The sequence below is a fragment of the Collinsella sp. AM41-2BH genome (assembly GCF_003468085.1).
In the GTDB taxonomy this organism is placed as follows: domain Bacteria; phylum Actinomycetota; class Coriobacteriia; order Coriobacteriales; family Coriobacteriaceae; genus Collinsella.
This window is the reverse complement of sequence record NZ_QSGH01000001.1, coordinates 50,250-75,004: the sequence shown is the minus strand read 5'-3', so window position 1 is coordinate 75,004 and position 24,755 is coordinate 50,250. Positions and strand designations below refer to the sequence as shown.

Here is a 24,755-nt window from a genome sequence, read left to right as displayed (position 1 = left end):
GAGGTTGCGCCATCAATAAATAACTAAGCCAGCCCCAGCAATATGCCCGCCGAATGCACGACAAACGCCACGATCCAGGCGACCGTCACCTGAAACGCGAATACGGCCACGGCATAGCGCGCGCCCAACTCGCTCTTGACGGCGCCGATGGATGCCACGCAAGGCGGGTACAGCAGCGTAAAGACCAAGAACACGTAGGCGGTAAACGGCGAAAACATGGCTGACAGTGCCGCGGGAGAGGTTGCGCCCAAAAGCACCGTGAGCGTCGAGATGACGCTCTCTTTGGCAATAAGTCCGGTGACGAGCGCCGTGGATGCACGCCAGTCGCCAAAACCGAGCGGGGCCAGCACCGGCGCGATGATGCTACCCAGACCAGCAAGCAGGCTTTGCGACTGGTCGGCGACCACGTTAAAGCGGATATCGAACGTCTGCAGGAACCAGATGACCACCGTAGCGGCAAAGATAATGGTAAAGGCCTTGGTGATGAAGTCCTTGGCCTTATCCCATGCCAGCATCACCGTCGTCTTGACGCTCGGCAGGCGGTAATTGGGAAGCTCCATGATAAACGGAACCGGGTCGCCCTTAAATGCCGTGCGGTTGAGCACCAAAGCCGCGATGCAGCCGACCACGATGCCGATCAGATAGAGCGAGACCATGGCGGGAACTGTCGCTTGCGGGAAAAACGCCCCGCACAACAGACCGTAGACCGGCAGCTTGGCCGAGCAGCTCATAAACGGCGTGAGCATGACCGTCATCTTGCGGTCGTGCTCGGATGGGAGCGTACGGGTCGACATGATAGCCGGCACGGTGCAGCCAAAACCGACGAGCATGGGCACGAAGCTGCGGCCCGACAGGCCAAAGCGACGCAGCACCTTATCCATGACAAAGGCCACGCGCGCCATGTATCCGGAGTCTTCCAGAATGGAGAGGAACAAGAAGAGCACGACGATAATCGGCAGGAAGGTCAGCACGCTGCCCACGCCCGTAAGCACGCCGTCGACAGCCAGAGAGCGCACCACATCGTTGGTTCCGAACGCCTTGAGGCCCGCATCGGCCGAGGCGATGATGACCGCGATGCCGTCCTCCATGAGTCCCTGCAGCGCCGCACCGATCACGCCAAACGTCAGCCAAAAGACGAGGCCCATGATCACCAGAAACGCCGGAATGGCCGTGTAGCGACCCGTCAGGATGCGGTCGATCTTGACGGAGCGCACGTGCTCGCGGCTCTCGTGCGGCTTGACGACGCAACGCCCGCACACGTCGCCGATAAAGCTAAAGCGCATATCGGCCAGCGCGGACAGGCGGTCGGTGCCGGCCTCGCCCTCCATCTGGGTAATGATGTGCTCGATAGCGTCGAGCTCGTTGCGATCCAGGTGAAGCGCCTCGGTCACCAGCTCGTCGCCCTCAACCAGCTTGGTCGCTGCAAAGCGCACCGGGATGTGCGCCGTCACGGCATGGTCCTCGATAAGGTTGGCAATGCCGTGGATGCAGCGATGCAGTGCACCACCGTCCGAGCCATCGGGCGCGCAGAAGTCCAGGCGACCGGGGCGCTCGCGGAACCGCGCCACGTGCAAGGCATGATCCACCAGCTCGCCGATACCCTCGTTGCGGGCAGCGCTAATGGGGACAACAGGCACGCCCAACAGGCTCTCGAGCAGGTTGACGTCCACGGCGCCGCCGTTGGCCGTCACCTCGTCCATCATGTTGAGCGCGATGACCATGGGGCAGTCGAGCTCCATAAGCTGCAGCGTCAGGTACAGGTTGCGCTCGATATTGGTGGCGTCGATGATATCGATGATGGCATCGGGATGCTCGTCAAGGATAAACTGGCGGCTCACAATCTCCTCGCCCGTGTACGGCGACAGGGAGTAAATGCCGGGCAGGTCGGTAACGCTCGCCTCGGGGTGGTTACGGATAGTGCCGTCCTTGCGGTCGACCGTCACGCCGGGAAAGTTACCGACGTGCTGGTTGGAGCCCGTAAGCTGGTTGAACAGCGTGGTCTTACCGCAGTTTTGGTTGCCGGCGAGGGCAAAGTGCAGCGGTGCGCCCTCGGGCACGGCCGTCTTGGCAGCACGAGGCGAATACGTCCCCTCGCCCAGGGCCGGGTGATCTGTCGTGCCGATTGCGGCGTTAACGCGCGGGCCGGTATCGGTGTCGTGCACATCCACGAGCTCAATGCGGGCGGCATCGTCCTTGCGCAGTGTCAACTCGTAGCCACGCAGACGGATCTCGAGCGGATCTCCCATAGGGGCGTATTTCATCATGGTGACTTCGGTGCCCGGCGTGAGTCCCATGTCCAAAATATGCTGTCGGAGCGCCTGATCATCGGATGTCACCGATGCGACAACGGCGTCCTTTCCAATCTCGAGTGTATCGAGCTTCACGTCCGTGTTCCTCCCCCGGCGCCCACAGGGCGTTGCATTTATGTTCACCATGGCTAACCGTTTGCCATGGCTAACCAATTTATCCATGCATGATAGCGCGAACATACAGCAACGTTCAATCGGCAGATTGGTGCAGGGGGATTCTGGGCCACGGTTTCCCGATGGGGCCTCCTGGGGAAACCGCATCCCACTCTGAAGCATCAAAACGGGATGCGCTTTCCGGTTGAGGTCTCTAGCGGAAACTGCAGCCCGGAATCGGCACTCAGACTGGGATGCAATTTCCCAATGGGGCCCTCGGGGAAACTGCGGCCCGGAATCTGCTCTCGAAACGGGACGCGGTTTCCCCGAGGACCGAAACAGCCGCCCGCCCCTCGACAAAATGATCCGTTCCCTCCGTCGCATGCGGAACATCCAAGGAGTGTCCCAGGGTGCCGGCACAATAGGAACGTCCCCAGCTGCCGGCAGCATTTCGCCGCAACAGCAAAAGCCCGCGCTGGCAACAAATGTCACCTGCGCGGGCTTGGTGGGCGCTCACAAAGGCACGTTACAGAGGCCCACGTCAGTTATGGATTACCGAACGGCACCGGCACGCGACGCCTCCGTCGGCTTACCAAGCGATGAAGCTTGCCGCAGTCTTAGACTATCGGCGCAATGCCGGCAAAGTGCAGATACAGCGAGATGACCGCCACGACAATGACCACCGCTGCGATCAGCTTGTCGTGCAGGTGCGGAAGTACCGGCTTACCGCGACCTCGCTCGCCCAGCATATAAACGGGAATGGCCGGAGCAAAAAGGATCGTCGTGATCATGACGCCCTGGAGGCCCGTCGACCACACAAGGAACAATGTGTAAATGAAGCCGAGCGTGCCGAAGAATCGCGCCTTGCCGACGCTTGGCGCATGCGGTCCGTCCAGATGCTCCTTCTTCCAACCAATCACCATGTAATAGGCAGCCGAGCAGACATACGGAACCAGAATCGTGTTGACTGCGCAGCTATAGAAGAACTGGTAGGTGCTCGCCGCCACATACGACACGATCAAGAAGAGCTGCGTAATGCCGGAGCTCACGAGAACCGTTACCACCGGGGCGTCGTGCTTGTTCGTCTTGGCAAACGCCAGAGGGAAGGATCCCTGGCGCGCCGCCTCGAACGGCGTCTCGGACGCAATGATGACATAGCCCAGCAGCGCGCCGACCAACGAAAGGATAACGCCAAGGTTTACGATGGCAGCACCAACCGGACCGATTGCGCACTCGAGAATTCCCGCCATGGAGGGCGTTGCAAGCTGTGCCATCTCCTCGCGCGGCATAATGCCGAGCGACAGCATCGAGATGATCAGATACAGCGTGAATACAGCCGCAAATCCGAGCGCCGTCGAACGGCCGACGTCACGCACGTACTTAGCACGGCCCGAGATAACGACAGCGCCCTCGATGCCCGTGAAGACCCAGACAAGGGCAATCATGGTCGAGACAACCTGCTCGCCAAAGCCAGGACCAGCCGGCTCTCCCCAGAAGTTGTCCATAAAGATATCGACGTTGAACTTACCCAGGAGCACGATACTCAGCACAAAGAGCCCCAACGGCACCAGCTTCGCCAACGTGACGATTGTGTTAATGCCCGCAGCCTCCTTAACGCCACGAAGCACAAGGGCGGTAAGGAACCACAAAAACACGCTGGCGCAGACGATAGAAAGCAGGTTGTTACCCGCGCCAAACGCGGGGAAGAAATAGCCCAGCGCGCTAAACAGCAAGAGCGCAAAGCTCACGTTGGAAAGACATGCGCTGATCCAGTAGCCCCAAGCGGAGTTGAATCCAATGTAATCGCCAAAACCGGCCGCAGCGTATGCATAGATGCCGCCGGTCAGGTCGGGACGGGCCTGAGACAAACCGTTGAACACCATCATCAGCGCAAAGACGCCAATAAAGCAAATTCCCCACGAGACGATAACCGCACCGGTATTTGCCCCGCCTGCTGCCATATCGCCGGCAAGCGAAAAGATGCCGCCACAAATACTGGCGGTAATAACCATCATGGTCAGACGAAAGAGATCGAGGCCATTAGGGTCGATAATCTCTTCATTTTGAGCTTTAGAGGCCATTGTATGTGCACCCCCTTCATCATGTGATCGAACGAAAGATGGCCCGGACGTCCCGAATCGGGTGCCGGGCCATCGGTCAAGCGATCATCAGACTGTTACAGCTATCGCGTTAGAAGCGCAGCGACAGGCAAGAAAGGCCGCCGTCGACCTTGCGATACTCGGAGGTGTCAACGACGAGCGTCTTGTAGCCCAGATCCTGCACGGCCTTGAGCACAGTCGGATAGCCCTCGGCAACGATGACCGTACCGTTGACCCAGATGCAGTTTGCGCCGTACGCCTCGTCCTCGGGCACGACGATCTTGTTGTACTGGGCAAAGTCGGGCTTATCGATGAACTCACCAGAGACGAGCATGTTGTTGTCCTCGATGTAGTTGACGCCCGTCTTGAGGTGCAGGACCTCCTCCAGCGGAACCTCAGAACCCTCGAGGCCCCAGCCCTCGAGAATCTCGCAGAACTGGCGAATGCCCTCTTCGTTGGTACGAGCGGAGCGACCGACGTAGAAATGGTCACCGACCATCATGACGTCGCCGCCGTCAAGCGTGCCCGGAGAAACGATGTGCTTGACATGCTCGTCGTCAAAGAAGCGGCGGACGGCCGGCTCGATCTCATCCTTCTCGCCGTTGCGGCTATCGGCACCGGGGTTGGTAATGATGGCGCCGCAGCGAGTGATAACGGCCGGATCTTCGACGAAGCAGCTGTCGGGATACTGCTCGAGTGCCGGCAGCACCGACACGTCAACGCCGCACTGCTCGAGTGCGTGCTCGTAATCGTAATGCTCCTCGATAGCGCGCTCGTAGATGGGCTGGCCAAGCTCGGGAGCGCTCGTGATGCCATTGCTCAGGGACTTGCCGGGACGACGGATGATGACGTGGCTGAACTTGGTCATGATGATCCTCCTTGGATCTCATAGTACTGAGCGGACTTCCTTGCGTCCGCCTTCCTTCCGATGGCTTTATCTTAGGGTGTCTTTGCTGTTTTGTATATTGTATACAATCCAGAACGGTAGATAATCCTCGGTAAGCGTATTCCTGCTTATCGGCGCAAAGTAGCACGATTTAGCTGGTCGTTCTATAATTCGACTGAGCTATTCAAGCGAAACGTATTTAATTTTAGAAATATACCGTTAAGGAACACAAGCTCATGGAAACGCTCAGAAGGCCCCTGAAGGACCACGTATACGACTATATTTCGAGCCGTATTGACGCCGGCGAGTTGTCCGCCGGCGACCGGCTGAGCGAGCAAGCGATCTGCGATGCCATGGGCGTGTCGCGCACGCCGGTCCGCGAGGCGCTCATCCAGCTGGCAAGCGATGGCTACCTGGACAATCTCCCCCGCCGCGGATTCCGCGTCCGTGGGTTCGATCAGCAAAACGCCGTTGAAGTCTTTGAGATTATGGGGCCGCTCGACGGGCAGGCCGCATATCTCGCCTGTCCGAACCTAACCGACGATGACATTACGCAGCTTAAATTTCTCGTCGGCTCCATGGACCTCGCGATCCAAGGCGGCCTCATCCGTAAGTACGACGACATTCAGCGAGACTTTCACCTTACGTACTTCAACCGCTGCGGCAACGACCGTCTGCGCGACATGATCTCGCAACTCGAGCGCTGCTTTATCAAGCGCGATTACGAGACTGTCGACCAAGAGACGGCGTGCAAACTGCTCAATAAAGCCAACAGCGAACATGCTCATATTCTTGAGTTGTTCGAAGCACGAGATGCGACGGGCGTGCGCGACTACGTTCGCGATGTCCATTGGAACACGGAAAACGCCCAGTTCACCGTCTGGTAGGAAAGCAACAAGGGACGACGTCGGTCTTAGACCTTAGCGCCAGCACCGCCCAAACTGATCCGCTTTCCTCCGTCCCCGAGGGATCATTCTTTTGGCAGCCAAGACAACGCCGATGTTTTGGCGCAGACAGCGAAAGCCCGTCAGAGCGAGCAAGGTGCCTTGAAACGAGACGGCATTGACCTTCTGTTCATGCCGCCGAAGTTGAAAGGCAGATTGCCGCTCTGGCGGGCTTGCAGCGTCAAGTGGTTACGGCGTTTGGTAAAACGCCGTAACTAAAACCCGTGGCGTTCCAGGAAGCGGAAGGCCAGGCGGATCCAGGGACGGACGGAAACCTGCTTGTCCTCGTTGTCGACCGCGGTGTTGGCGTTGCCGAGCGAAAGGCCGTGACCGCCCTGGTCAAAGACGTGCATCTCGCATGCAACGCCCTCCTCGGCCATGCGCTGCGCAAACGGGTAGACCTGCGCGATCGGTGCCGTCTTGTCGTCGGACACGCCCCACACAAAGGTCGGCGGCATCTGACGCGAAACATGCGTGGTGGGGCAGATATCGGCCAAATGCTCGTCAGTTGCCTCGCCACCCGTCACCATCGACAGGTAGTCGTTGAGCAGATCGCGCCCCGTCTTGCCGCCCGTCTTGGGCACACGCAAGTCAATGCGCGGATCGCGCGTCTGCATGTCACGCACATAGGCAAAGTCGAGCAATGGATAACCCAGCACCACGGCATCGGGACGAATGTCGTCCGGACGCGCCCCGGCAAGTGCCGCGAAGGGGCCGGTCTTCCACTGTGTTGCCAGCGAGGCGCAAATCATGCCGCCAGCAGAAAAGCCCACGACGCACACGCGCTTGGGATCGACATGCCACTCGTCGGCATTCGCACGCACCGTGGCGACCATCTTGGCAAGATCTGCCTGGGGGTGCGGAAAGCTCACGTCACCCGTAGAACTCGTGACATAGTTGAGCACAAAGGCCTGGTAACCGTGATCCAAAAACGCAAACGCCACCGGGTCCTGCTCATGCGGAGCGATATGCGTAAACGCACCTCCGCCGCAGATAATCACGGCAGGGCGGCGGCCATTCGGTTTATCGGGCAGCGGCTCGGCTCCCAGATACGTAAAGGTCGCCGGATAATCCTCGGTCGGCTCCTCGCCCCACAGCGCATGGTTCTCAATAATCATAGGTGCTCCCTCCGTGCGATTCGTGCGCACTCGTTTTTCGCACCTTAGCGTACCCCACTTGAGCCCGCGGCGCAGAAACACCCCCGCAATAAGTTGGCCTTCAACTGATATATCACAAAATCGTTGTTCAGAGGTATCGTTGGACAGCGTAAAATAGGAGCGCTGACCGTGCTGGGAAACACGTACGAAACGTTTCCGGCAAACCACACGCGTGCAACATGCGCGCCTGATACGTTGGAGGCATCTATGGGTCTGCTCGATTCGCTCAAGTCCACGTTCACTTCGTCGGGCGAGGCGTCCGTTCCGCCCGCAGCAAGCTTCGCCACCCGCGAAGGCGTCATCTATGCCCCCGTCAATGGCGTACTCGTCAACCTGGACGAGGTTCCCGACGAGACGATCGCCTCGGGCATGCTTGGCCAGGGCTATGGCATCGAGCCCATTACCGGCACCATCTATGCGCCCGCCAACGGTCGCATCGGCGCCACCACCGTCACCAACCACTCCATCGGCATGATTACCGAGGACGGTCTTCGCGTGTTCATCCATGTCGGCCTGGGCACCGTGGAAATGAACGGCAAGGGTTTTGCCCGCTTTGTTGAGATGGGCGATGAGGTCAAGGCCGGCCAGCCGCTCATCAGCTTCGACCGCGACGCCATTAAGGCCGCCGGCCACGAGGACATCGTGACCGTCATCGTCTCCGAGCTCGATCGTCTTAAGAGTATCGACCATGTCGGCGAGTCTGGCACGCTTATCGGCGGCAATCCGCTCGTCAAGCTCGGCGATCCGCTGTTGGTTGCCAAGACCAAGTAGCAAGGCCCCGCGCCACACAGCCAAAAGGCACCTCGTCAAGCGCCCGCGACCATTTGGCCGCGGGCGCTTTTCGTTTGAAAAACCATCCCGCCAATGCCTTATCTGTATAGCCCAAATGAGCCGAGCTGCTAGAATACCGAACTGTATGGATAACTATCATTCAACCGTTATGGGAGGATACGTGAACCGCACCAAAATCGCGCAGCTCTATGCCGATGCCGAGTCGCTCGGCGGCCAGACCGTCACCGTCGCCGGCTGGGTCAAGTCCGTCCGCGACATGAAGAACTTTGGCTTTGTTACGCTCAACGACGGCAGCTGCTTCCGCGACCTGCAGGTCGTCATGAACCGCGAGGCGCTCGACAACTACGACGAGATCGCCCACCAAAATGTCTCGGCCGCACTCATTTGCACCGGCACCGTCAAACTGACCCCCGATGCGCCCCAGCCCTTCGAGCTTTCTGCCACCTCCATCGAGGTCGAGGGCACGAGCGCCCCGGATTACCCGCTGCAGAAGAAGCGCGCAACCGTCGAGTTCCTGCGCACCCAGCAGCACCTGCGCCCGCGCACCAACCTGTTCCGCGCCGTGTTCCGCATCCGCTCTGTCGCGGCCGCTGCCATCCACCGCTTCTTCCAGGAGCAGGGCTTTGTCTACGTCAACACCCCCATCATCACCACGAGTGACTGCGAGGGCGCCGGCGAGATGTTCCGCGTGACCACGCTCGACCCCAAAAATCCGCCCCTCACCGAGTCCGGCGAGGTTGACTGGAGCCAGGACTTCTTTGGAAAGCACGCGAGCCTTACCGTATCCGGCCAGCTCAATGCCGAGAACTTTGCCATGGCCTTTGGCGACGTGTACACCTTTGGCCCCACCTTCCGCGCCGAAAACTCCAACACCACGCGCCACGCCGCCGAGTTTTGGATGATCGAGCCCGAGATGGCCTTTGCCGACCTTAACGACTACATGGATAACGCCGAGGCCATGCTCAAGTACGTCCTTAAGGACGTTATGGCCACCTGCCCCGACGAGCTCAACATGCTCAACAAGTTTGTGGACAAGGGCTTGATCGAGCGCCTGGACCACGTGGCAAACTCCGACTTTGCCCGCGTTACCTACACCGAGGCCGTCGAGATCCTGGAGCAGGCAGTCGCTGCTGGCCACCAGTTTGATTACCCCGTCAGCTGGGGCATCGACCTGCAGACCGAGCACGAGCGCTTCCTGACCGAGGAGCACTTTAAGCGCCCGACCTTCGTGACCGACTACCCGGCTGAGATCAAGGCGTTCTACATGCGCATGAACGAGGACGGCAAGACCGTCGCCGCCGCCGACTGCCTGGTTCCCGGTATCGGCGAGATTATCGGCGGCTCCCAGCGCGAGGAGCGCCTGGATCTGCTCGTGGCCCGCATCAAGGACCTGGGCATGAATCCCGAGCAGTACAAGTACTACCTTGACCTGCGCCGCTACGGTTCCTGCAAGCACGCCGGCTACGGCTTGGGCTTCGAGCGCTTGGTCATGTATCTGACCGGCGTGGGCAACATCCGCGACGTCCTGCCGCACCCGCGCACCGTGGGCAACGCCGACTTCTAATCGTCGGACGCTAGCTCGCGTCGCCACACGCCAACGCTCATCGCATAAGCGTCTCTCGACATCGGTCGAGAGACGCTTTTTTCAACAACATCCGTCAAGCTTTTGGCAAGTTTTTGGTCAGTTGACCAGGGCTGTTGAAAACTCGACCCGCCGCTTGCCGACGGCTACCGACCGCCCGGAGTGTCCTGCACCCCTGGGAAAGCCCCGCGCCCTAGGCTCCATACCGTCGCCACCCAAAACGGAAAGGACGTGGACGCCATGACCGAAACCGCTGTTGAAACTTACGAGACCACGACGAGGGGCGCCGCCTCGATGGCAGCCTATCGCGCCGTTCGCATCCTGCAATTATTAAGCGAAAACACCGGCGAGGACAAGGCCATGCTTTCCGATGAGTTGATCCGGCGTCTCGCCCATCCCGACGACCCCGCCCGCATGCCCATCTCGGCGGCGCGGCGCAGCATCTACACCGCCATCTCCGCACTTCGCCATGCCGGATACGAAATTGAATACAAGCGCGGCGTGGGGTATCGGCTCTTGACCCGTCCGCTCACCGACGAAGAGATCATCCGGCTCCACGGCATGGTCATGCGCAACCGCTCTACGCCCATCGCCATTCGAAAAAGCATGGCGCAGCACCTGGTCGCCATGGCGAGTGCCGACGTTCGCGGCTACCTCGATGCACCCGAGCCTGCTCCAAGCGCAGGCGACAAATCCACCAAGGCCATACGCACGCCCGTCAAGCGCATCGATGCCTGCGAGCTCATCGAGCAGGCCATCGACCACGGAACCACGGTGAGTTTTGATATTTCGAGTGTCACGGCACGCGGAGAGGTCGAAGTGGCGCGGATGACACTCCGGCCCTTTGCCATCAAGCAACGAGACGGCATCTCGTATTTGCTGGGAACGGTCTATGACGCGCGAGGCGCCGACGACACGCTGCGTACCGTTGAGATCGGCCGCATGAGAAACGTCACCACACGTCTCCTCGACGGCAAGAAGCTCTTCGCCGTCCTGGACGAGGACGATGCCTCCTCCGCCGCATAAGACCCTCCGCCGCCCATTCGACTACCCGTACCGCCCATCCGATTCTGTATTAAAAAACCCGCCAGGCTGTTGTAAAAATGGACATCAGCGCTACTATAGTTCCACTTGCACTTTGTCCCAGTGCAGTGTTTCCAGCCATTTTTATACTGGGGGTAATGATATGAAGGACATCACCATCAGCCGCAGGAGCCTTCTGGTCTCCGCCGGTCTGCTCGCGCTCGCCCCGCTCGCCGGATGCGGCGGCAACTCTGGTTCCGGCTCTGCTGCCGCCGGTTCCGACTACACCATCGGCGTTCTGCAACTCACCGAGCACTCCGCACTCGATGCCGCCAACGACGGCTTTGTCAAGGCCATCAAGGAGAGCGGCCTTAAGGTCAAGATCGACCAGAAGAACGCCCAGAACGACCAGTCCACGTGTAAGTCCATTGCCGACAAGTTTGTGGGCGACAACGTCAACCTGATTTATGCCATCGCCACGCCCGCCGCGCAGGCTGCCGCCGGCGCCACGGCCGATATCCCCATCGTGGGCTGTGCCATCACCGACTACGCCGCCTCCGGCCTGGTCCAGGACAACGACAAGCCCGGCACCAACGTCACGGGCGCTTCCGACCTCACCCCAGTCGCCGAGCAGCTCGAGATGATGCAGAAGGTCCTGCCCGACGTTAAAAAGGTCGGCCTGCTCTACTGCACCGCCGAGTCCAACTCCGACGTCCAGATCAAAGCCGCCAAGAAGGAGCTCAACAAGCTGGGCCTCGAGTACACCGATTTCACCGTCTCGAGCTCCAACGAGATTCAGTCCGTCGTCGAGTCCTCCGTGGGCAAGGTCGACGCGCTGTACTCCCCCACTGACAACACCATCGCCGCGGGCGCTTCGCAGGTCGGCCAGATCTGCAAGGAGAATAAGCTCCCCTTCGTGACCGGCGAGGAGGGTATGTGCATGGCCGGCGGCCTGTTCACCCTCTCCATCAACTATAAGGACCTGGGCTACGCCGCGGGCGAGATGGCCGTTAAGATCCTGAAGGGCGAGGCCAAGCCCGAGGATATGCCGATCAAGCACCTCTCGAGCAAGGACCTGGTCGTCGTCAAGAACGACGAGATGGCCGAGGCTCTGGGTATCGACCTTTCCGCTCTGGACGAGTAGCGCCATGCGCGGTAACGCGTCTAGGGCCCGCACGCGCGCCACAGCCGCGTTATTCAATATCTGAGTCCTTGGGGCGAACGCTAAAGACCGGCGTTCGCCCTGCTTGTTTCGGATGAGACAAAACATCCGTCCGCAGCTCTTTTATGCATTGGTACCGCTATTATGGAAAATCACGTGTCCACCCTATCCTAGGAGGTATGAAGCATGCTCATTGCATTGCAGGGCGCCGTTTCGCAGGGCGTCCTCTGGGGCATTATGGTGCTTGGCGTGTTTATCACGTTCCGCCTGCTCGACATCCCCGATATGACCTGCGACGGCAGCTTTGCCCTCGGCGGCTGTGTCTGCGCCGTACTCATCGTCAACAATAACGTCGACCCCTTGCTCGCCGTGCTGGCCGGCATGTGCGCCGGCGCCATCGCGGGCGCCGTCACGGGCATCTTGACCACCGTCTTTGAGATTCCCGCAATCCTCGCCGGAATCCTTACGCAGATCAGTCTGTGGTCCATCAACCTGCGCATCATGGGCAAGTCCAACACGCCCATCCTTGCCAAGGGCACTATCTTCTCATCCGTCAGCAACATGACGGGCCTGCCGCAGTCCACTGTTGCCATTATCCTAGGCATTGTGCTGGCCGTGGCCATCGTCGCCATCCTGTACTGGTTCTTTGGCACCGAGATCGGCTCGGCGCTGCGTGCCACCGGCAACAACGAGTACATGATCCGCGCCCTAGGCGTCAACACCAACTCCACCAAAATGATCGCCCTCGTGCTCTCCAACGCCCTCATTGGCCTTTCGGGTGCGCTCATCTGCCAGAGCCAGAAGTATGCCGACATTGGCATGGGTACCGGCGCCATCGTTATCGGTCTTGCCGCCATCGTTATCGGCGAGGTGCTCGGCCGCCTGCTGCCCGGCGGTCTCACGCAGTTCTCCGTCCGTCTGGCCTCCGCCGTCTTTGGCTCCGTGGTGTACTTCCTCATCCGCGCCATCGTGCTGCAACTGGGCATGGACGCCAACGACATGAAGCTGCTCTCCGCCGTGATCGTCGCCGTGGCCCTGTGCGTTCCCGTGGTTTGGGAGCGCTATAAGCTCCGCAGCTCCTACACGAAGGGAGATGAGGCAGATGCTTAAGCTCTCGCACGTCAAGAAGACCTTTAACAAGGGCACCGTCACCGAGAAGCGCGCGCTCACCGGCGTCGACCTTACCCTCAACGACGGCGACTTTGTAACTGTGATCGGCGGCAACGGCGCCGGCAAATCCACGCTGCTCAACATGATTGCCGGCGTATATCCGCTCGATTCGGGCGTTATCGAGCTCGACGGCACCGACATCTCGCGCCTGAGCGAGTCGCAGCGCGCCAAGTACCTGGGCCGCGTGTTCCAGGATCCCATGCGCGGCACCGCAGCCGACATGCAGATTGCCGAGAACTTGGCCCTCGCCAAGCGTCGCGGCCAGCGTCGCGGCCTTTCGTGGGGCGTCACCAAGGCCGAGAAGGACGAGTACGTTGAGTTGCTCAAGCGCCTGGACCTTGGCCTGGACACGCGCCTCAACGCCAAGGTCGGCCTGCTTTCGGGTGGCCAGCGCCAGGCACTCACGCTGCTCATGGCCACGCTCACCAAGCCGCGCTTGCTGCTGCTCGACGAGCACACCGCGGCACTCGACCCCAAGACCGCCTCTAAGGTGCTCAATCTGACCGAGGAGATTGTCGACGAGAACCACCTGACCACGCTCATGGTCACGCACAACATGAATGACGCCATCCGTCTGGGCAATCGCCTGATCATGATGCACGAGGGCCACGTTATCTACGACGTGGCGGGCGACGAGAAGAAGTCGCTCACCGTCGCCGACCTGCTGCAGAAGTTCGAGGAGGTCTCGGGCGGCGAGCTCGCCAACGACCGCATGCTGCTGAGCTAAAACCTGCCAATAAGGGACAGGTTTATTTTGGCAGGTTTTATCTGCGCAAACGTCAAAACCGCCGCAAAGGAACAGATACCTTTGCGACGGTTTTCGCATATCATGTCGATAATCCAGCGTCAGCAGGAACCACTGGTTAAGAACTAAGGAAACTGCCATGAGAAGACTCCTTCCCCGTCTTGCTTGACCGCCGCACTCCTTGCCGGCGTGCTCGCCGGCGGCCCAGCTTACGCCACCGCGGCCACCCCATCTCAAGTTATCGGCCCGTCCGATGTGATCGGACGGGCTTTTTGGTGGGTATCATGGTTGAATGATCATTAGGAGGTTTTCCCTACATGGAATTGTTTGAACCGATTCTTCATTTCTTTGAGCAGCGCTGGGTCCACAACATCATCTGGGCCGTCATCTTGGTAATAGTCACCGCCATCGCCGCCAAGGTGGCATCCAAGACCCTGCGCCACCTACTCAACCGAGACGACAACCCGCTTCCCGCATCGAGCATCTTCATCAACATCGCGCGTGCCGTCATTTGGATGATCGGCGGCAGCTTTATCCTCGACAACTGCTTTGGCATTAACGCAAACGCGCTCGTCGCCGCTCTTGGCGTCGGCGGCATCGCCATCTCGCTCGGCTTTCAGGACACGCTATCAAACCTTATCGGCGGCATGCAAGTGACCTTTATGGGCATCATCAAGCCCGGCGACAATATCGAGGTCGGCGGCGTGTCGGGCGTGGTCCAGGACATCACTTGGCGCCACACGACCATCGAGGACGCCTGCGGACAGACCATCATCGTCCCCAACTCCAACATCTCCAAGAACACACTCGTGCACCTCATGCCCTTTGGACGCGTTGTCGTTCCCGTCGCGGTGAAGGACACGTCAAAGTGGGACTCGCTCGATGCGCTGGCAGACGAGCTCGCCTGTGCCACCAAGGTCGCCGTTTCACCCATCTCGGGCTTTGACAAGGAACCCTACGTGCTCTTTAGCGAGATCGGCGACTTTGGCATTAAGGGTAAGATCATCTTTATCGTCAGTGACGACAGCACCACCTTTACGGCAGCCGACGCCTGCATCCGCGCCATCGCCCCCATCATCGCCTAAAACCACCGCAAAGGGGACAGGCACCTTTGTGGTGGTTTCGCATCGTGGTACCATGGTTCATATCGTTGTTTAAACGACTAAGGGAGTAGACACCATGGAAGAGGCCTATCGTCAAGCGCGCAAGCGCGGCGAACAGGAACGCCGTCGCGCCATCAGCCAAAGCGAGCATCCATATCTTACGGACCTCGACAGCTTGGTCGCCCAGCTTCCCTGCGGGCAGCGCGAGAACATCGGCCTGCGGGACATTCCGCTCGAAATGGTCGTCGGCACGGTTACCAAAGGTCGCCAGTCCGCCTTTTCGTGTAACTTTATGCCGCTGCTCCCCTGGAATACCGAATTCGCCCGCAAATGGTCCAACCTCTACGATATCCAAATCTCCGAGGGCTACCGCGACCCCATCATCGTCACCGAGTTCATGCACCGCTTTTACGTCCAAGAGGGCAACAAGCGCGTCAGCGTCCTCAAATTCCTGGACGCCCCGACGGTTTCGGCCAAGGTCACCCGCCTCTACCCTGGAAAATGGGATTCCGTCGAAAGCCGCCTCTATGGCGAGTTCTGCGCGTTTTGGCGCGTCTGCCCCCTATACGAGATCGAGTTCTCGCGTGAGGGAAGCTACGAAACGCTCGCCAAGATGCTCGGTCAGAATCTTATCGAAAAATGGCCGCAGAAAAAGGTCGACTACCTGCGCCACACCTTCCTGCTCTTTAAGCGCGCCTACCTGCGCGCCGGCGGCGACCATCTGGACATTACGCCCGCCGACGCCATGCTCGTCTACCTCAATGTGTACAACCAAGACCGTCTACTGGATACGCCGACGGACATCGTCGTAAACCGCCTGTGCAAGATTTGGCGCGAGCTGGTCATTGCCGGCAAAAATGACGAGGACAAGGTCGATCTTGTCGAAGCGCCGAGCGTCGATGAGGAAGAGGCGCCCACCAAGTCCACCTCCGGCGTGCTCAACTTCTTTATGGGCAAGACCGTCTACTCGACGGCCAACCCCCTGCGCATCGCCTTTATCCATGAGTTCCCCTGTGCGACGTCGAGCTGGGACAGCCTGCACGACCAAGGGCGTCAGTATCTCGATGAGCACTTTGGCGGTATCGTGCGCACCGAGGCGTTCGAGGACTGTCACGATCCGGATGTGTTCTACGCCGCCGTGGAAACGGCTGTCAAACATGGAGCAAACGTCATCTTCTCGACCTCGCACCGCCTGATGGAATACACGCTCAGGGCTGCCGTTGAGTATCCCCGGGTTCGGTTCCTCAACTGCTCTATCGGCCTTCCCCATCAAAGCGTCCGTTCGTACTTTGGCAAGATGTACGAGGCCAAGTTTCTGCTGGGCGCCCTTGCGGCCAGCATGGCGGACAACCACCGCATCGGTTACCACGCGTCGGTATTCGCCTCGGGCGCACTCAGCGAGATCAACGCCTTTGCGATTGGCGCCTCGCTGCTCGACCCCCGTGCGCAAATCATCCTGACCTGGGGCGATGTGCCCGCCGGAGGCCTTGCCGAGACCATGTGCCGCGAAGGTGTGAGCGTCATGACCGGCGCTGACATGTCAAAGTCGCTCGAAGACCCAACGGCCTACGGGCTTCACCGCTTGGTCGACGGCAAAGTCACCGGCATCGCCATGCCCGTATGGAACTGGGGCCGTTACTACGAGCTCATCGTTCGCAGCCTTCTTCACGGCACGTGGGACGAGACCAGCGACGACAACCAAGTGCGCGCCGTCAACTACTGGTATGGCATGAGCTCCGGCGTTATCGACATCCGTTACGCTCCGGGCCTACCCTACCAGACGCGCAAACTCGTGCAGTTGCTCCGCAACGGCATTGTCGAGGGATCCATCAACCCCTTTGGCGGCGAGCTCCACAGCCAGAACGGCGTGGTACAGATCGAAGGCTTCCCTCCGCTGCCGAGCACGCAGATTGTCGAGATGAATTGGCTGGCGGATAGCGTGGTAGGCACCATTCCGCAGCTCGACGATGAGCCGAAGGTCCGCGCCCTATGAAAATCCTTGCCATAGCCGATACCGAAGAACGATGCCTATGGGAGTGCTTTCGCAAGGAACGCTTTGAGGGCGTCGACCTGATTTTGTCCGCCGGCGATCTGGACCCGGACTATCTTGAGTTTTTGGTTACGGTCATCAACAAACCGCTCATCTACGTGCGCGGCAATCACGATGACCGCTACGCACGTCATGCACCGGGTGGATGTATCTGCGTAGAGGACAGCGTGTACACGTACCGAGGGATTCGCATTGCGGGCCTTGGCGGGTCCATGCGTTATCGCGACGGCGCCAACATGTACACCGAACGCGAGATGTCCAAGCGCATGCGTAAGCTGTCGCGTAAGGTTAGGATGGTCGGCGGGTGCGACATTCTGCTTACCCATGCACCCGCCGCCGGTATGGGTGATCTGGACGATCTGCCGCATCGAGGATTCGAGTGTTTTAACACAGCACTCGAATCCTGGAATCCCGACTACATGGTGCACGGGCATGTGCACCAAAGCTACGGTTGCGATTTTCAGCGCGAGCGTCAGCATGTGTGTGGAACGACGATCATCAACGCCTGCGGCTATACGCAGTTTGAGCTCGACCAGACGCACTACCCCATCCGCGGCTGGCAAGCAGCTTGGCTCAACTCACAAACGATGCGCCGCGAGCTCAAACGCCACGAAGCCATCGAGTCTTCAACAGCCAGAACACCCTGGTAACCACCATAAAGGGGACACTGTCCCCTTTATGGTGGTTTTGACGCGATAGCAAGAAACCCGGTCCTGCACAAGGCAGAACCGGGTTTCTTTAGCAATGCTTGCTGTACTCAGGCAGTAACTAGAAGTTACTCAGCCAGGAAGTCACGCTGGACAGCGGGATCGACCTTGACGCCAGGGCCCATGGTGGAAGACACGGAGATGGACTTGACGTACTTGCCCTTAGCAGAAGAGGGCTTGACGCGCAGAATCTCGGTGTACAGGGCAGCGTAGTTCTCGACGAGCTGCTGCTCAGAGAAGGACTTCTTGCCCAGGGGCACGTGGCAGATGCCGTAACGGTCGGCACGATACTCAACGCGGCCGGCCTTGAGCTCGGAGACCATCTTGGCGACGTCCATGGTCACGGTGCCGAGCTTGGGGTTCGGCATGAGGCCACGGGGACCAAGAATCTTACCGATGCGGCCAACCTTGGCCATCATGTTCGGCGTGGCGATAGCGGCGTCGAAATTGATCTCGCCCTTCTGGATCTGGGCGACGAGCTCGTCGGAACCGATGATGTCGGCGCCGGCAGCCTCGGCCTCGCGGGCCTTCTCGCCCTCGGCGAAGACGGCAACACGAACGGTCTTGCCGGTGCCGTGGGGCAGAGAAATGGAACCACGGATGTTCTGGTCAGCCTTACGAGTATCGATGCCCAGACGGAAGTGGGCCTCGACGGTCTCGTCGAACTTGGCGGTGTCGAGCTCCTTGATGAGCTTGGCAGCCTGAAGGGGGGTGTAGAGCGTGGCGCGGTCGATCTTCTCGGCAGCGGCGTTATAGCTCTTACCATGCTTAGCCATGTGCATTACCTCCTGTGGTTAAACGGGCTTATGCCCTCCCACATCGTATCGTGTGCCCTATTGCACACATATAACGGGCGCCCCGGTCGGGGCACCCGTCATTACCTAAAGAAATCGCTACTCAGCGATGGTGACGCCCATGGAACGGGCGGTACCGGCGATGATCTTCTTGGCGGCGTCAATGTCGTTGGCATTGAGGTCCGGCATCTTGATCTCGGCGATCTTGGTGAGCTGCTCCTGGGAGAGCTGACCAACCTTGTCGGCCTGGGGCTTAGCGGAACCAGACTTGAGGTTCAGCTCCTTCTTGATGAGGTGAGCCGCCGGCGGGGTCTTGGTGATGAAGGAGAAGGACTTATCCTCGTAGACAGAAATCTCAACGGGGATGATGTCGCCCTTCTTGTCCTGCGTCTCGGCGTTAAAGGCCTGGCAGAACTGCATGATGTTCACGCCAGCAGCGCCCAGGGCGGGGCCGACGGGAGGAGCGGGGTTAGCGGCACCAGCAGGAATCTGGAGCTTAATGACGTTGGCAACCTTCTTCTCAGCCATGGTCATTCCTTTCGAATCACGAGTGTGAAGTACTTGCTATATCGTAAGCACGCACGTGTTAGAAGCACTCCTGAGATGAGCAGTCACAGAAGAAGCACGCTCGCGCGAACGGACGAAAACTTAAGCGATGACAGCGACCTGGTTAAAGTCAAGCTCAACCGGCGTCTCGCGGCCAAAGATCATCAGCGTGACCTTGAGCTTGCCAGCCTCGGTGTTAACCTCGGAGACCTTGCCATCAAAGTCGGTAAGCGGACCATCGGTGACGCGGACGGACGTGCCGACCTGAATATCAACCGAGGTGCGCTTGGGCGAATCGCCCTTACCGGGACGACGAGTCATCTTGTTGTACTCGTCGCGGGAAAGCGGAGCGGGCTTGCCGTTGCCGCCCAGGAAACCGGTGACGCCAGGCGTGTTACGAACACACGTCCAAGCATCGTCATCCATCTCCATGCGGACCAGGACATAACCCGGGAAGATCTTGGAATCCTTGGTCTCGCGCTTGCCACCCTCTTTAATCTCGGTGACGCGCTCCATAGGAATCTCGATATCAAAGATACGGTCCTGCATGCCCATAGTCTCGATGCGATGCTCGAGATCGGACTTAACGCGGTTCTCGTATCCAGAGTAAGTGTGAACGACGTACCAACGCTTAGACATGGTTTAGCCCCTCAATCCAGAGAACAGAGCAAGAGCCTCGCCAAAGCCAGCATCGAGCAGAGCGATGACGACGCCGACGACGATCAGAGAAGCGCAAACGACGACCGAGTAGTTCACGAGCTCCTTCTTATCGGGCCACGTGACACGCTTCATCTCGGACTTGACCGAGGCGAAATACTTCTTGGTGCGGGCGAAGAAACCAGGCTTCTCGTTCTTCTTGGACTTCGCAGCCTTCTCGTTCTTCTTGGCAACGGCCTTCTTGGCCTCAACCTTGGAGTTGGCGGCAGCGTTGTTGGCAGGTGCCGGCTGCTGAGCCTTCTTCTTGTTCTTCTTGTTGGCCATTTGGGTTACCTCCGCGCAATGCGCTTATACATGAGTAAACCGTAAGCCCCCAATTGGGAGCTTACGGAATAATGACTGGCACGCCAGGAAGGACTCGAACCCTCAACACTCGGTTTTGGAGACCGATGCTCTACCAATTGAACTACTGGCGTATGTGACTAGAGACTAGCGAGTCTCTTTGTGCAGCGTGTGGTGACGGCACCAGGGGCAATACTTCTTGATCTCCATACGATCAGGCATGGTCGACTTGTTCTTGGTGGTCGTATAGTTGCGGCGCTTGCACTCAGTGCACGCAAGAGTAACTAGAGTACGCATGTATCCTGAACCTTTCATTTCCGCCCCGTACGGGCACGAGTTGGTACTTTATCAGCTCTATATAAGTGCTGTCAATGAAAACCTCGAATCAATTGGTTCTCGGTGGATCCATTCATATTTGGAACACATCAATGAAGCCAACGAGAGCTAATCGACGGTGCGACCAGGACCATTATCGATCCTCTCGACACCAGCAACGGCTCAATATCCATTGCAGAAAAGAACCCGGCACCCATATAAGTGCCGGGTTCTCTAAGTCAGCTATATCAAAGAGCTAATTTACTCAATGATCGTGGAGACGATGCCCGAACCGACGGTGTGGCCACCCTCGCGGATAGCGAAGCGCAGGCCCTCCTCCATGGCGATCGGGTGGATGAGGTCGCCCTCGATGGTGATGTGGTCACCAGGCATAGCCATCTCGGTGCCCTCGGGGAGCTTGACCGTACCGGTAACGTCGGTGGTACGGAAGTAGAACTGAGGACGATAACCATCGAAGAACGGGGTGTGACGGCCGCCCTCCTCCTTGGTCAGAACGTAAATCTCACCGGTGAACTTGGTGTGCGGGGTAACCGAACCGGGCTTGCAGAGAACCTGGCCGCGCTCGATGTCCTCGCGCTTGATGCCGCGGAGCAGCAGACCGACGTTGTCGCCAGCCTCGCAGAAGTCCATGGACTTACGGAACATCTCGATACCGGTAACGACGGTGTTCTGGGTATCCTTGATGCCGACGATCTCGACGGGCTCGTTGAGCTTGAGCTCACCGCGCTCGACACGGCCGGTAGCAACGGTACCACGGCCGGAGATGGTCATAACGTCCTCAACGGCCATCAGGAAGGGGAGGTCGTTGTTACGAGCAGGCGTCGGGATGTACTCGTCGACGGCCTTCATGAGATCGCGAATGGCGTCCATCCACTTGGCGTCGCCCTCGAGAGCGCCCAGAGCGGAACCACGGATGACGGGGATGTCGTCGCCGGGGAAATCGTACTCGGAGAGGAGCTCACGGGTCTCCATCTCGACGAGGTCGATGAGCTCGTCATCGTCGACCATGTCGCACTTGTTCAGGAAGACGACGATGTAAGGAACGCCGACCTGACGGGCGAGCAGGATGTGCTCGCGGGTCTGAGCCATGGGGCCGTCGGTAGCGGCGATGACCAGGATAGCGCCGTCCATCTGAGCAGCACCGGAGATCATGTTCTTGACGTAGTCAGCGTGGCCCGGGCAGTCAACGTGAGCGTAGTGACGGGCAGCAGTCTCGTACTCGACGTGGGAGACGGAGATCGTAATGCCGCGCTCGCGCTCCTCGGGAGCCTTGTCGATATTCTCGAACGCAGTGAAGTCAGCCTTGCAGCCCTCGGTCTCGGAGAGAACCTTGGTGATGGCAGCGGTCAGCGTGGTCTTGCCGTGGTCGACGTGACCAATGGTGCCGATGTTAACATGCGGCTTAGTGCGCTCAAACTTCTCTTTGGCCATAAAGCCCTCCTCTAAACAGGTCGTCCCCGGACGGGACTTTGCCTTTATACCATAGTGGCCTCTCAACATACTATTGAGAAGCCACCGTGTTACCTATGGTAGCGGTGACTGGATTCGAACCAGTGACGCCACGGGTATGAACCGTGTGCTCTAACCAACTGAGCTACACCGCCGGATGGAGCCTGCAACCAGACTTGAACTGGTGACCTCTTCGTTACCAACGAAGTGCTCTACCGACTGAGCTATACAGGCACTTGACGGGTGGGAGCTATAGGATTCGAACCTATGTAGGCAGAGCCAACGGGTTTACAGCCCGTCCCCATTAACCACTCGGGCAAACTCCCAATCGTTCAAGTATTCGCAGGTCCTTTGGTCTTTTGGACCGCCGCCCCCGCGAACGAAGAAGATAATACGATGCCACCTTGGGGGCTGTCAATGAAAACCTCTAGATACACGGGGCCGGGCGTATCTATATGCTTTTGAACTGCGGTTTTGCTGAGTTTGGATATGAAGGGCGGTGGATTTGCATGTGGCGGTGACATTTCCCGAGGGAACACTTTGGCGCAGTGGAGTGAGCCTGCAGAATATTGCTTCGATAACGACTCATTTGCACCTATATATAGGTCGAGATCGGGCTTCCCAGACAGAAGATTGCTCTTTCCAGGCAAAATCGAGCGTGGATTTTCTTCCGTTTGAAATCGAGCGTGGATAATCTCCCACTTTTGACGTGCCACTGGGCCCAATGTGGCAGATTATCCACGCTCATTCACTAAGCGGGAGATTTTCCACGCTCGCATGTCCGAAAATCCTCGCTCACGCAGAGCATTCAGACATCTCACCGCTTCCGTCTCAATCTGTAACAGCAAGAGGCCCATTCCTCTCCTATCTGTTACAGATTGAGACATTTACCAACCAACCCAACCATCTATCTAAATCTGTAACAGTAAGAACGGTTTTCCTCTCCTATCTGTTACAGATTGAGACATTTGTTGACCGGACAAGATCTTTATCTCATTCTGTAACGGCTAGACAGTCATTTCCCCAGTTGTTACAGATTGAGAATGTCTATTGCGTGCCTATTGATCCGCCTTTCGATATCACACGACAGCCATGTCGCCACCGGCAAATCCACGCGCCCGCGTGGGACGCGACTGGTTCCCTTCACGATGTAGTCCTTCACCTCGGGGTTTCAATCCACGCGCCCGCGTGGGGCGCGACTCGGCACCTACACTTGGGGTGATTTCAAAAAAGAGTTTCAATCCACGCGCCCGCGCGGGGCGCGACATAGACACTTCCATTGCTACGCATACAATGTTTAGGTTTCAATCCACGCGCCCGCGCGGGGCGCGACTCCTCGTGGCAGCCGGCGTCTTCCTCGATCAAAAGTTTCAATCCACGCGCCCGCGCGGGGCGCGACTTGGGTGCAGACCGCCAACTACAACGATAGCGTGTTTCAATCCACGCGCCCGCGCGGGGCGCGACGTTGATGCGCTTGTGCCGCCGCGCACGTGCGCTAGTTTCAATCCACGCGCCCGCGCGGGGCGCGACACGACCAGGATGCCGACGATGATGGGGAGCAGGTTGTTTCAATCCACGCGCCCGCGCGGGGCGCGACAGGTCGGAGCTGTTGTAGGAGACGTCGTCTCGCTCGTTTCAATCCACGCGCCCGCGCGGGGCGCGACGTCGGTCAAGACGCTGATGTCGGTGCCCGCCGGGTTTCAATCCACGCGCCCGAGCGGGGCGCGACCTAGGCGGTCGGGGCGATGGTGCCCTTGACCACGTTTCAATCCACGCGCCCGCGCGGGGCGCGACATCCTGTTCTAGTGGATGCTCCTCGCGGCTGTAAGTTTCAATCCACGCGCCCGCGCGGGGCGCGACTACGCGCCGGACCGAGACCCGGGAACGTGGCAGGTGTTTCAATCCACGCGCCCGCGCGGGGCGCGACGCCATAACGCCTCCTAAGCGATTTGTCTGTCGTTGTTTCAATCCACGCGCCCGCGCGGGGCGCGACTATGCACGATCGTACTGCTGGGAGATAACGCCCATGTTTCAATCCACGCGCCCGCGCGGGGCGCGACTGCACCGTCGGCATCGTGTCGTTGCCTGTCAGATGTTTCAATCCACGCGCCCGCGCGGGGCGCGACTAGATCGGCTCAAGGGTCTTTTTGAGCACGATGAGTTTCAATCCACGCGCCCGCGCGGGGCGCGACGACATGCCCTCGCGTATTTCGTGGCTCTAAAATCGTTTCAATCCACGCGCCCGCGCGGGGCGCGACCATCAACGACGTCATCGAGAGCATCGACCACAGGTTTCAATCCACGCGCCCGCGCGGGGCGCGACAACTCAACCGAGCCCTTTTCGGTCCCTGAAGCAGGGGTTTCAATCCACGCGCCCGCGCGGGGCGCGACGACTTAAAAAAGTGCAACCGTGCAACTTTTGGACGTTTCAATCCACGCGCCCGCGCGGGGCGCGACCCGGCGTGCCTGTTGGTGTTGCTGCCGTCATCTGGTTTCAATCCACGCGCCCGCGCGGGGCGCGACCTGTCACGATCGACAATACCGCGGTCGTCGTCACGTTTCAATCCACGCGCCCGCGCGGGGCGCGACCTGACGAGCTCGTCCACGAGGGGCGCATGACCAAGTTTCAATCCACGCGCCCGCGCGGGGCGCGACGCCGACGACGATCTGATCGATTGCCAGCGCGTCGGTTTCAATCCACGCGCCCGCGCGGGGCGCGACATGGCCTGCGTGTTCCCCCGATCGGGCATGAGCCGTTTCAATCCACGCGCCCGCGCGGGGCGCGACGACGTCGAGTTTATCTCGAAGT

Annotated in this window: 20 protein-coding genes, 4 tRNA genes and 1 CRISPR repeat array (1 of these 25 only partly in view); of the genes, 10 read left to right on the top strand and 14 right to left on the bottom strand. The window is 59.3% G+C overall.

Annotation, left to right across the window (positions count from 1 at the left end; genetic code table 11):
* Nucleotides 1–23: 23 nt before the first annotated feature.
* The 3 genes from feoB to DW899_RS00350 form a co-directional block, all read right to left on the bottom strand.
* On the bottom strand, nucleotides 24–2,435 hold the full coding sequence (gene feoB / locus DW899_RS00360) for a ferrous iron transport protein B (protein WP_117799703.1): 2,412 nt from the start codon (nucleotides 2,433–2,435) through the stop codon (nucleotides 24–26).
* A gap of 584 nt (nucleotides 2,436–3,019) precedes the next feature.
* Complete coding sequence (locus DW899_RS00355; RefSeq protein WP_117756912.1) at nucleotides 3,020–4,483, bottom strand: basic amino acid/polyamine antiporter; 1,464 nt, start codon at nucleotides 4,481–4,483, stop codon at nucleotides 3,020–3,022.
* A 109-nt stretch (nucleotides 4,484–4,592) separates the two neighbouring features.
* Complete coding sequence (locus DW899_RS00350) at nucleotides 4,593–5,369, bottom strand: dimethylarginine dimethylaminohydrolase family protein (protein WP_117583089.1); 777 nt, start codon at nucleotides 5,367–5,369, stop codon at nucleotides 4,593–4,595.
* Nucleotides 5,370–5,623: 254 nt separating this feature from the next.
* Between DW899_RS00350 and DW899_RS00345 the strand changes: the two genes are divergently transcribed.
* Nucleotides 5,624–6,274 carry a GntR family transcriptional regulator gene (locus DW899_RS00345; RefSeq protein WP_117756911.1) on the top strand — a complete coding sequence of 217 codons (651 nt, stop codon included), beginning with the start codon at nucleotides 5,624–5,626 and terminating at the stop codon, nucleotides 6,272–6,274.
* 272 nt (nucleotides 6,275–6,546) lie between these two features.
* Here DW899_RS00345 and DW899_RS00340 read toward each other — a convergent pair whose 3' ends face one another.
* Nucleotides 6,547–7,449, bottom strand: a complete 903-nt coding sequence (locus DW899_RS00340) for an alpha/beta hydrolase (RefSeq protein ID WP_117799702.1) — start codon at nucleotides 7,447–7,449, stop codon at nucleotides 6,547–6,549.
* 246 nt (nucleotides 7,450–7,695) lie between these two features.
* Here DW899_RS00340 and DW899_RS00335 point away from each other — a divergent pair, with 246 nt between their 5' ends.
* From DW899_RS00335 to DW899_RS00295, 9 genes are all read left to right on the top strand, one after another.
* Nucleotides 7,696–8,259, top strand: a complete 564-nt coding sequence (locus DW899_RS00335; protein WP_117799701.1) for a PTS glucose transporter subunit IIA — start codon at nucleotides 7,696–7,698, stop codon at nucleotides 8,257–8,259.
* A 181-nt stretch (nucleotides 8,260–8,440) separates the two neighbouring features.
* A complete protein-coding gene (asnS, locus tag DW899_RS00330) occupies nucleotides 8,441–9,844 on the top strand; it encodes an asparagine--tRNA ligase (RefSeq protein WP_117799700.1) in 1,404 nt (467 codons plus the stop codon).
* A 258-nt stretch (nucleotides 9,845–10,102) separates the two neighbouring features.
* Nucleotides 10,103–10,888 (top strand): hypothetical protein, encoded by a 786-nt coding sequence (locus DW899_RS00325; RefSeq protein ID WP_117799699.1) that lies wholly within the window; start codon nucleotides 10,103–10,105, stop codon nucleotides 10,886–10,888.
* Between the two features lie 160 nt (nucleotides 10,889–11,048).
* The gene (locus DW899_RS00320) at nucleotides 11,049–12,029 is read left to right on the top strand and encodes an ABC transporter substrate-binding protein (RefSeq protein ID WP_117799698.1); all 981 of its coding nucleotides are present in this window, start codon (nucleotides 11,049–11,051) and stop codon (nucleotides 12,027–12,029) included.
* Nucleotides 12,030–12,233: 204 nt separating this feature from the next.
* The gene (locus tag DW899_RS00315; protein ID WP_117655043.1) at nucleotides 12,234–13,157 is read left to right on the top strand and encodes an ABC transporter permease; all 924 of its coding nucleotides are present in this window, start codon (nucleotides 12,234–12,236) and stop codon (nucleotides 13,155–13,157) included.
* Complete coding sequence (locus DW899_RS00310) at nucleotides 13,150–13,944, top strand: ABC transporter ATP-binding protein (RefSeq protein WP_022093887.1); 795 nt, start codon at nucleotides 13,150–13,152, stop codon at nucleotides 13,942–13,944. The genes DW899_RS00315 and DW899_RS00310 overlap by 8 nt, the downstream gene beginning before the upstream one ends.
* A 335-nt stretch (nucleotides 13,945–14,279) precedes the next feature.
* Complete coding sequence (locus DW899_RS00305; protein ID WP_117635370.1) at nucleotides 14,280–15,047, top strand: mechanosensitive ion channel family protein; 768 nt, start codon at nucleotides 14,280–14,282, stop codon at nucleotides 15,045–15,047.
* Between the two features lie 94 nt (nucleotides 15,048–15,141).
* Nucleotides 15,142–17,058 carry a BMP family ABC transporter substrate-binding protein gene (locus DW899_RS00300; RefSeq protein ID WP_117799697.1) on the top strand — a complete coding sequence of 639 codons (1,917 nt, stop codon included), beginning with the start codon at nucleotides 15,142–15,144 and terminating at the stop codon, nucleotides 17,056–17,058.
* Nucleotides 17,055–17,765, top strand: coding sequence for a metallophosphoesterase (locus DW899_RS00295; protein ID WP_117799696.1), 711 nt, complete (start codon nucleotides 17,055–17,057; stop codon nucleotides 17,763–17,765). Before DW899_RS00300 ends, DW899_RS00295 begins: the two co-directional genes overlap by 4 nt.
* 125 nt (nucleotides 17,766–17,890) lie before the next feature.
* Here DW899_RS00295 and rplA read toward each other — a convergent pair whose 3' ends face one another.
* From rplA to DW899_RS00245, 10 genes are all read right to left on the bottom strand, one after another.
* Nucleotides 17,891–18,598 carry a 50S ribosomal protein L1 gene (gene rplA / locus DW899_RS00290; RefSeq protein ID WP_022093892.1) on the bottom strand — a complete coding sequence of 236 codons (708 nt, stop codon included), beginning with the start codon at nucleotides 18,596–18,598 and terminating at the stop codon, nucleotides 17,891–17,893.
* A 117-nt stretch (nucleotides 18,599–18,715) separates the two neighbouring features.
* Entirely contained in the window at nucleotides 18,716–19,144 is a 429-nt protein-coding gene (gene rplK, locus DW899_RS00285; RefSeq protein WP_022093893.1) for a 50S ribosomal protein L11, read from the bottom strand.
* 120 nt (nucleotides 19,145–19,264) lie between these two features.
* Nucleotides 19,265–19,801: a transcription termination/antitermination protein NusG gene (gene nusG / locus DW899_RS00280; RefSeq protein ID WP_006234984.1), complete on the bottom strand. Its 537-nt coding sequence runs from the start codon at nucleotides 19,799–19,801 to the stop codon at nucleotides 19,265–19,267.
* A gap of 3 nt (nucleotides 19,802–19,804) precedes the next feature.
* Entirely contained in the window at nucleotides 19,805–20,143 is a 339-nt protein-coding gene (gene secE, locus DW899_RS00275) for a preprotein translocase subunit SecE (protein ID WP_117583102.1), read from the bottom strand.
* Between the two features lie 76 nt (nucleotides 20,144–20,219).
* A tRNA-Trp gene (locus tag DW899_RS00270) sits at nucleotides 20,220–20,295 on the bottom strand.
* Between the two features lie 13 nt (nucleotides 20,296–20,308).
* Nucleotides 20,309–20,458 carry a 50S ribosomal protein L33 gene (gene rpmG, locus DW899_RS00265; RefSeq protein WP_022093895.1) on the bottom strand — a complete coding sequence of 50 codons (150 nt, stop codon included), beginning with the start codon at nucleotides 20,456–20,458 and terminating at the stop codon, nucleotides 20,309–20,311.
* Nucleotides 20,459–20,737: 279 nt separating this feature from the next.
* Nucleotides 20,738–21,928, bottom strand: a complete 1,191-nt coding sequence (tuf, locus tag DW899_RS00260; protein ID WP_117799695.1) for an elongation factor Tu — start codon at nucleotides 21,926–21,928, stop codon at nucleotides 20,738–20,740.
* A gap of 96 nt (nucleotides 21,929–22,024) precedes the next feature.
* Nucleotides 22,025–22,101: transfer RNA gene (locus tag DW899_RS00255), tRNA-Met, on the bottom strand.
* Nucleotides 22,102–22,104: 3 nt separating this feature from the next.
* Nucleotides 22,105–22,180 (bottom strand) — tRNA-Thr (locus DW899_RS00250).
* A 10-nt stretch (nucleotides 22,181–22,190) separates the two neighbouring features.
* Nucleotides 22,191–22,272 (bottom strand) — tRNA-Tyr (locus tag DW899_RS00245).
* Nucleotides 22,273–23,048: 776 nt separating this feature from the next.
* A CRISPR array of direct repeats spans nucleotides 23,049–24,755; the repeat unit is 32 nt; unit sequence GTTTCAATCCACGCGCCCGCGCGGGGCGCGAC (it continues 110 nt past the right edge of the window).

Excerpts from the sequence above, each read along its gene's own strand:
- feoB (WP_117799703.1), bottom strand. The coding sequence starts at position 2,435 with ATGGTGAACATAAATGCAACGCCCTGTGGGCGCCGGGGGAGGAACACG.
- DW899_RS00355 (WP_117756912.1), bottom strand. The coding sequence starts at position 4,483 with ATGGCCTCTAAAGCTCAAAATGAAGAGATTATCGACCCTAATGGCCTC.
- DW899_RS00350 (WP_117583089.1), bottom strand. The coding sequence starts at position 5,369 with ATGACCAAGTTCAGCCACGTCATCATCCGTCGTCCCGGCAAGTCCCTG.
- DW899_RS00345 (WP_117756911.1), top strand. The coding sequence starts at position 5,624 with ATGGAAACGCTCAGAAGGCCCCTGAAGGACCACGTATACGACTATATT.
- DW899_RS00340 (WP_117799702.1), bottom strand. The coding sequence starts at position 7,449 with ATGATTATTGAGAACCATGCGCTGTGGGGCGAGGAGCCGACCGAGGAT.
- DW899_RS00335 (WP_117799701.1), top strand. The coding sequence starts at position 7,696 with ATGGGTCTGCTCGATTCGCTCAAGTCCACGTTCACTTCGTCGGGCGAG.
- DW899_RS00325 (WP_117799699.1), top strand. The coding sequence starts at position 10,103 with ATGACCGAAACCGCTGTTGAAACTTACGAGACCACGACGAGGGGCGCC.
- DW899_RS00320 (WP_117799698.1), top strand. The coding sequence starts at position 11,049 with ATGAAGGACATCACCATCAGCCGCAGGAGCCTTCTGGTCTCCGCCGGT.
- DW899_RS00315 (WP_117655043.1), top strand. The coding sequence starts at position 12,234 with ATGCTCATTGCATTGCAGGGCGCCGTTTCGCAGGGCGTCCTCTGGGGC.
- DW899_RS00310 (WP_022093887.1), top strand. The coding sequence starts at position 13,150 with ATGCTTAAGCTCTCGCACGTCAAGAAGACCTTTAACAAGGGCACCGTC.
- DW899_RS00305 (WP_117635370.1), top strand. The coding sequence starts at position 14,280 with ATGGAATTGTTTGAACCGATTCTTCATTTCTTTGAGCAGCGCTGGGTC.
- DW899_RS00300 (WP_117799697.1), top strand. The coding sequence starts at position 15,142 with ATGGAAGAGGCCTATCGTCAAGCGCGCAAGCGCGGCGAACAGGAACGC.
- DW899_RS00295 (WP_117799696.1), top strand. The coding sequence starts at position 17,055 with ATGAAAATCCTTGCCATAGCCGATACCGAAGAACGATGCCTATGGGAG.
- rplA (WP_022093892.1), bottom strand. The coding sequence starts at position 18,598 with ATGGCTAAGCATGGTAAGAGCTATAACGCCGCTGCCGAGAAGATCGAC.
- rplK (WP_022093893.1), bottom strand. The coding sequence starts at position 19,144 with ATGGCTGAGAAGAAGGTTGCCAACGTCATTAAGCTCCAGATTCCTGCT.
- nusG (WP_006234984.1), bottom strand. The coding sequence starts at position 19,801 with ATGTCTAAGCGTTGGTACGTCGTTCACACTTACTCTGGATACGAGAAC.
- secE (WP_117583102.1), bottom strand. The coding sequence starts at position 20,143 with ATGGCCAACAAGAAGAACAAGAAGAAGGCTCAGCAGCCGGCACCTGCC.
- rpmG (WP_022093895.1), bottom strand. The coding sequence starts at position 20,458 with ATGCGTACTCTAGTTACTCTTGCGTGCACTGAGTGCAAGCGCCGCAAC.
- tuf (WP_117799695.1), bottom strand. The coding sequence starts at position 21,928 with ATGGCCAAAGAGAAGTTTGAGCGCACTAAGCCGCATGTTAACATCGGC.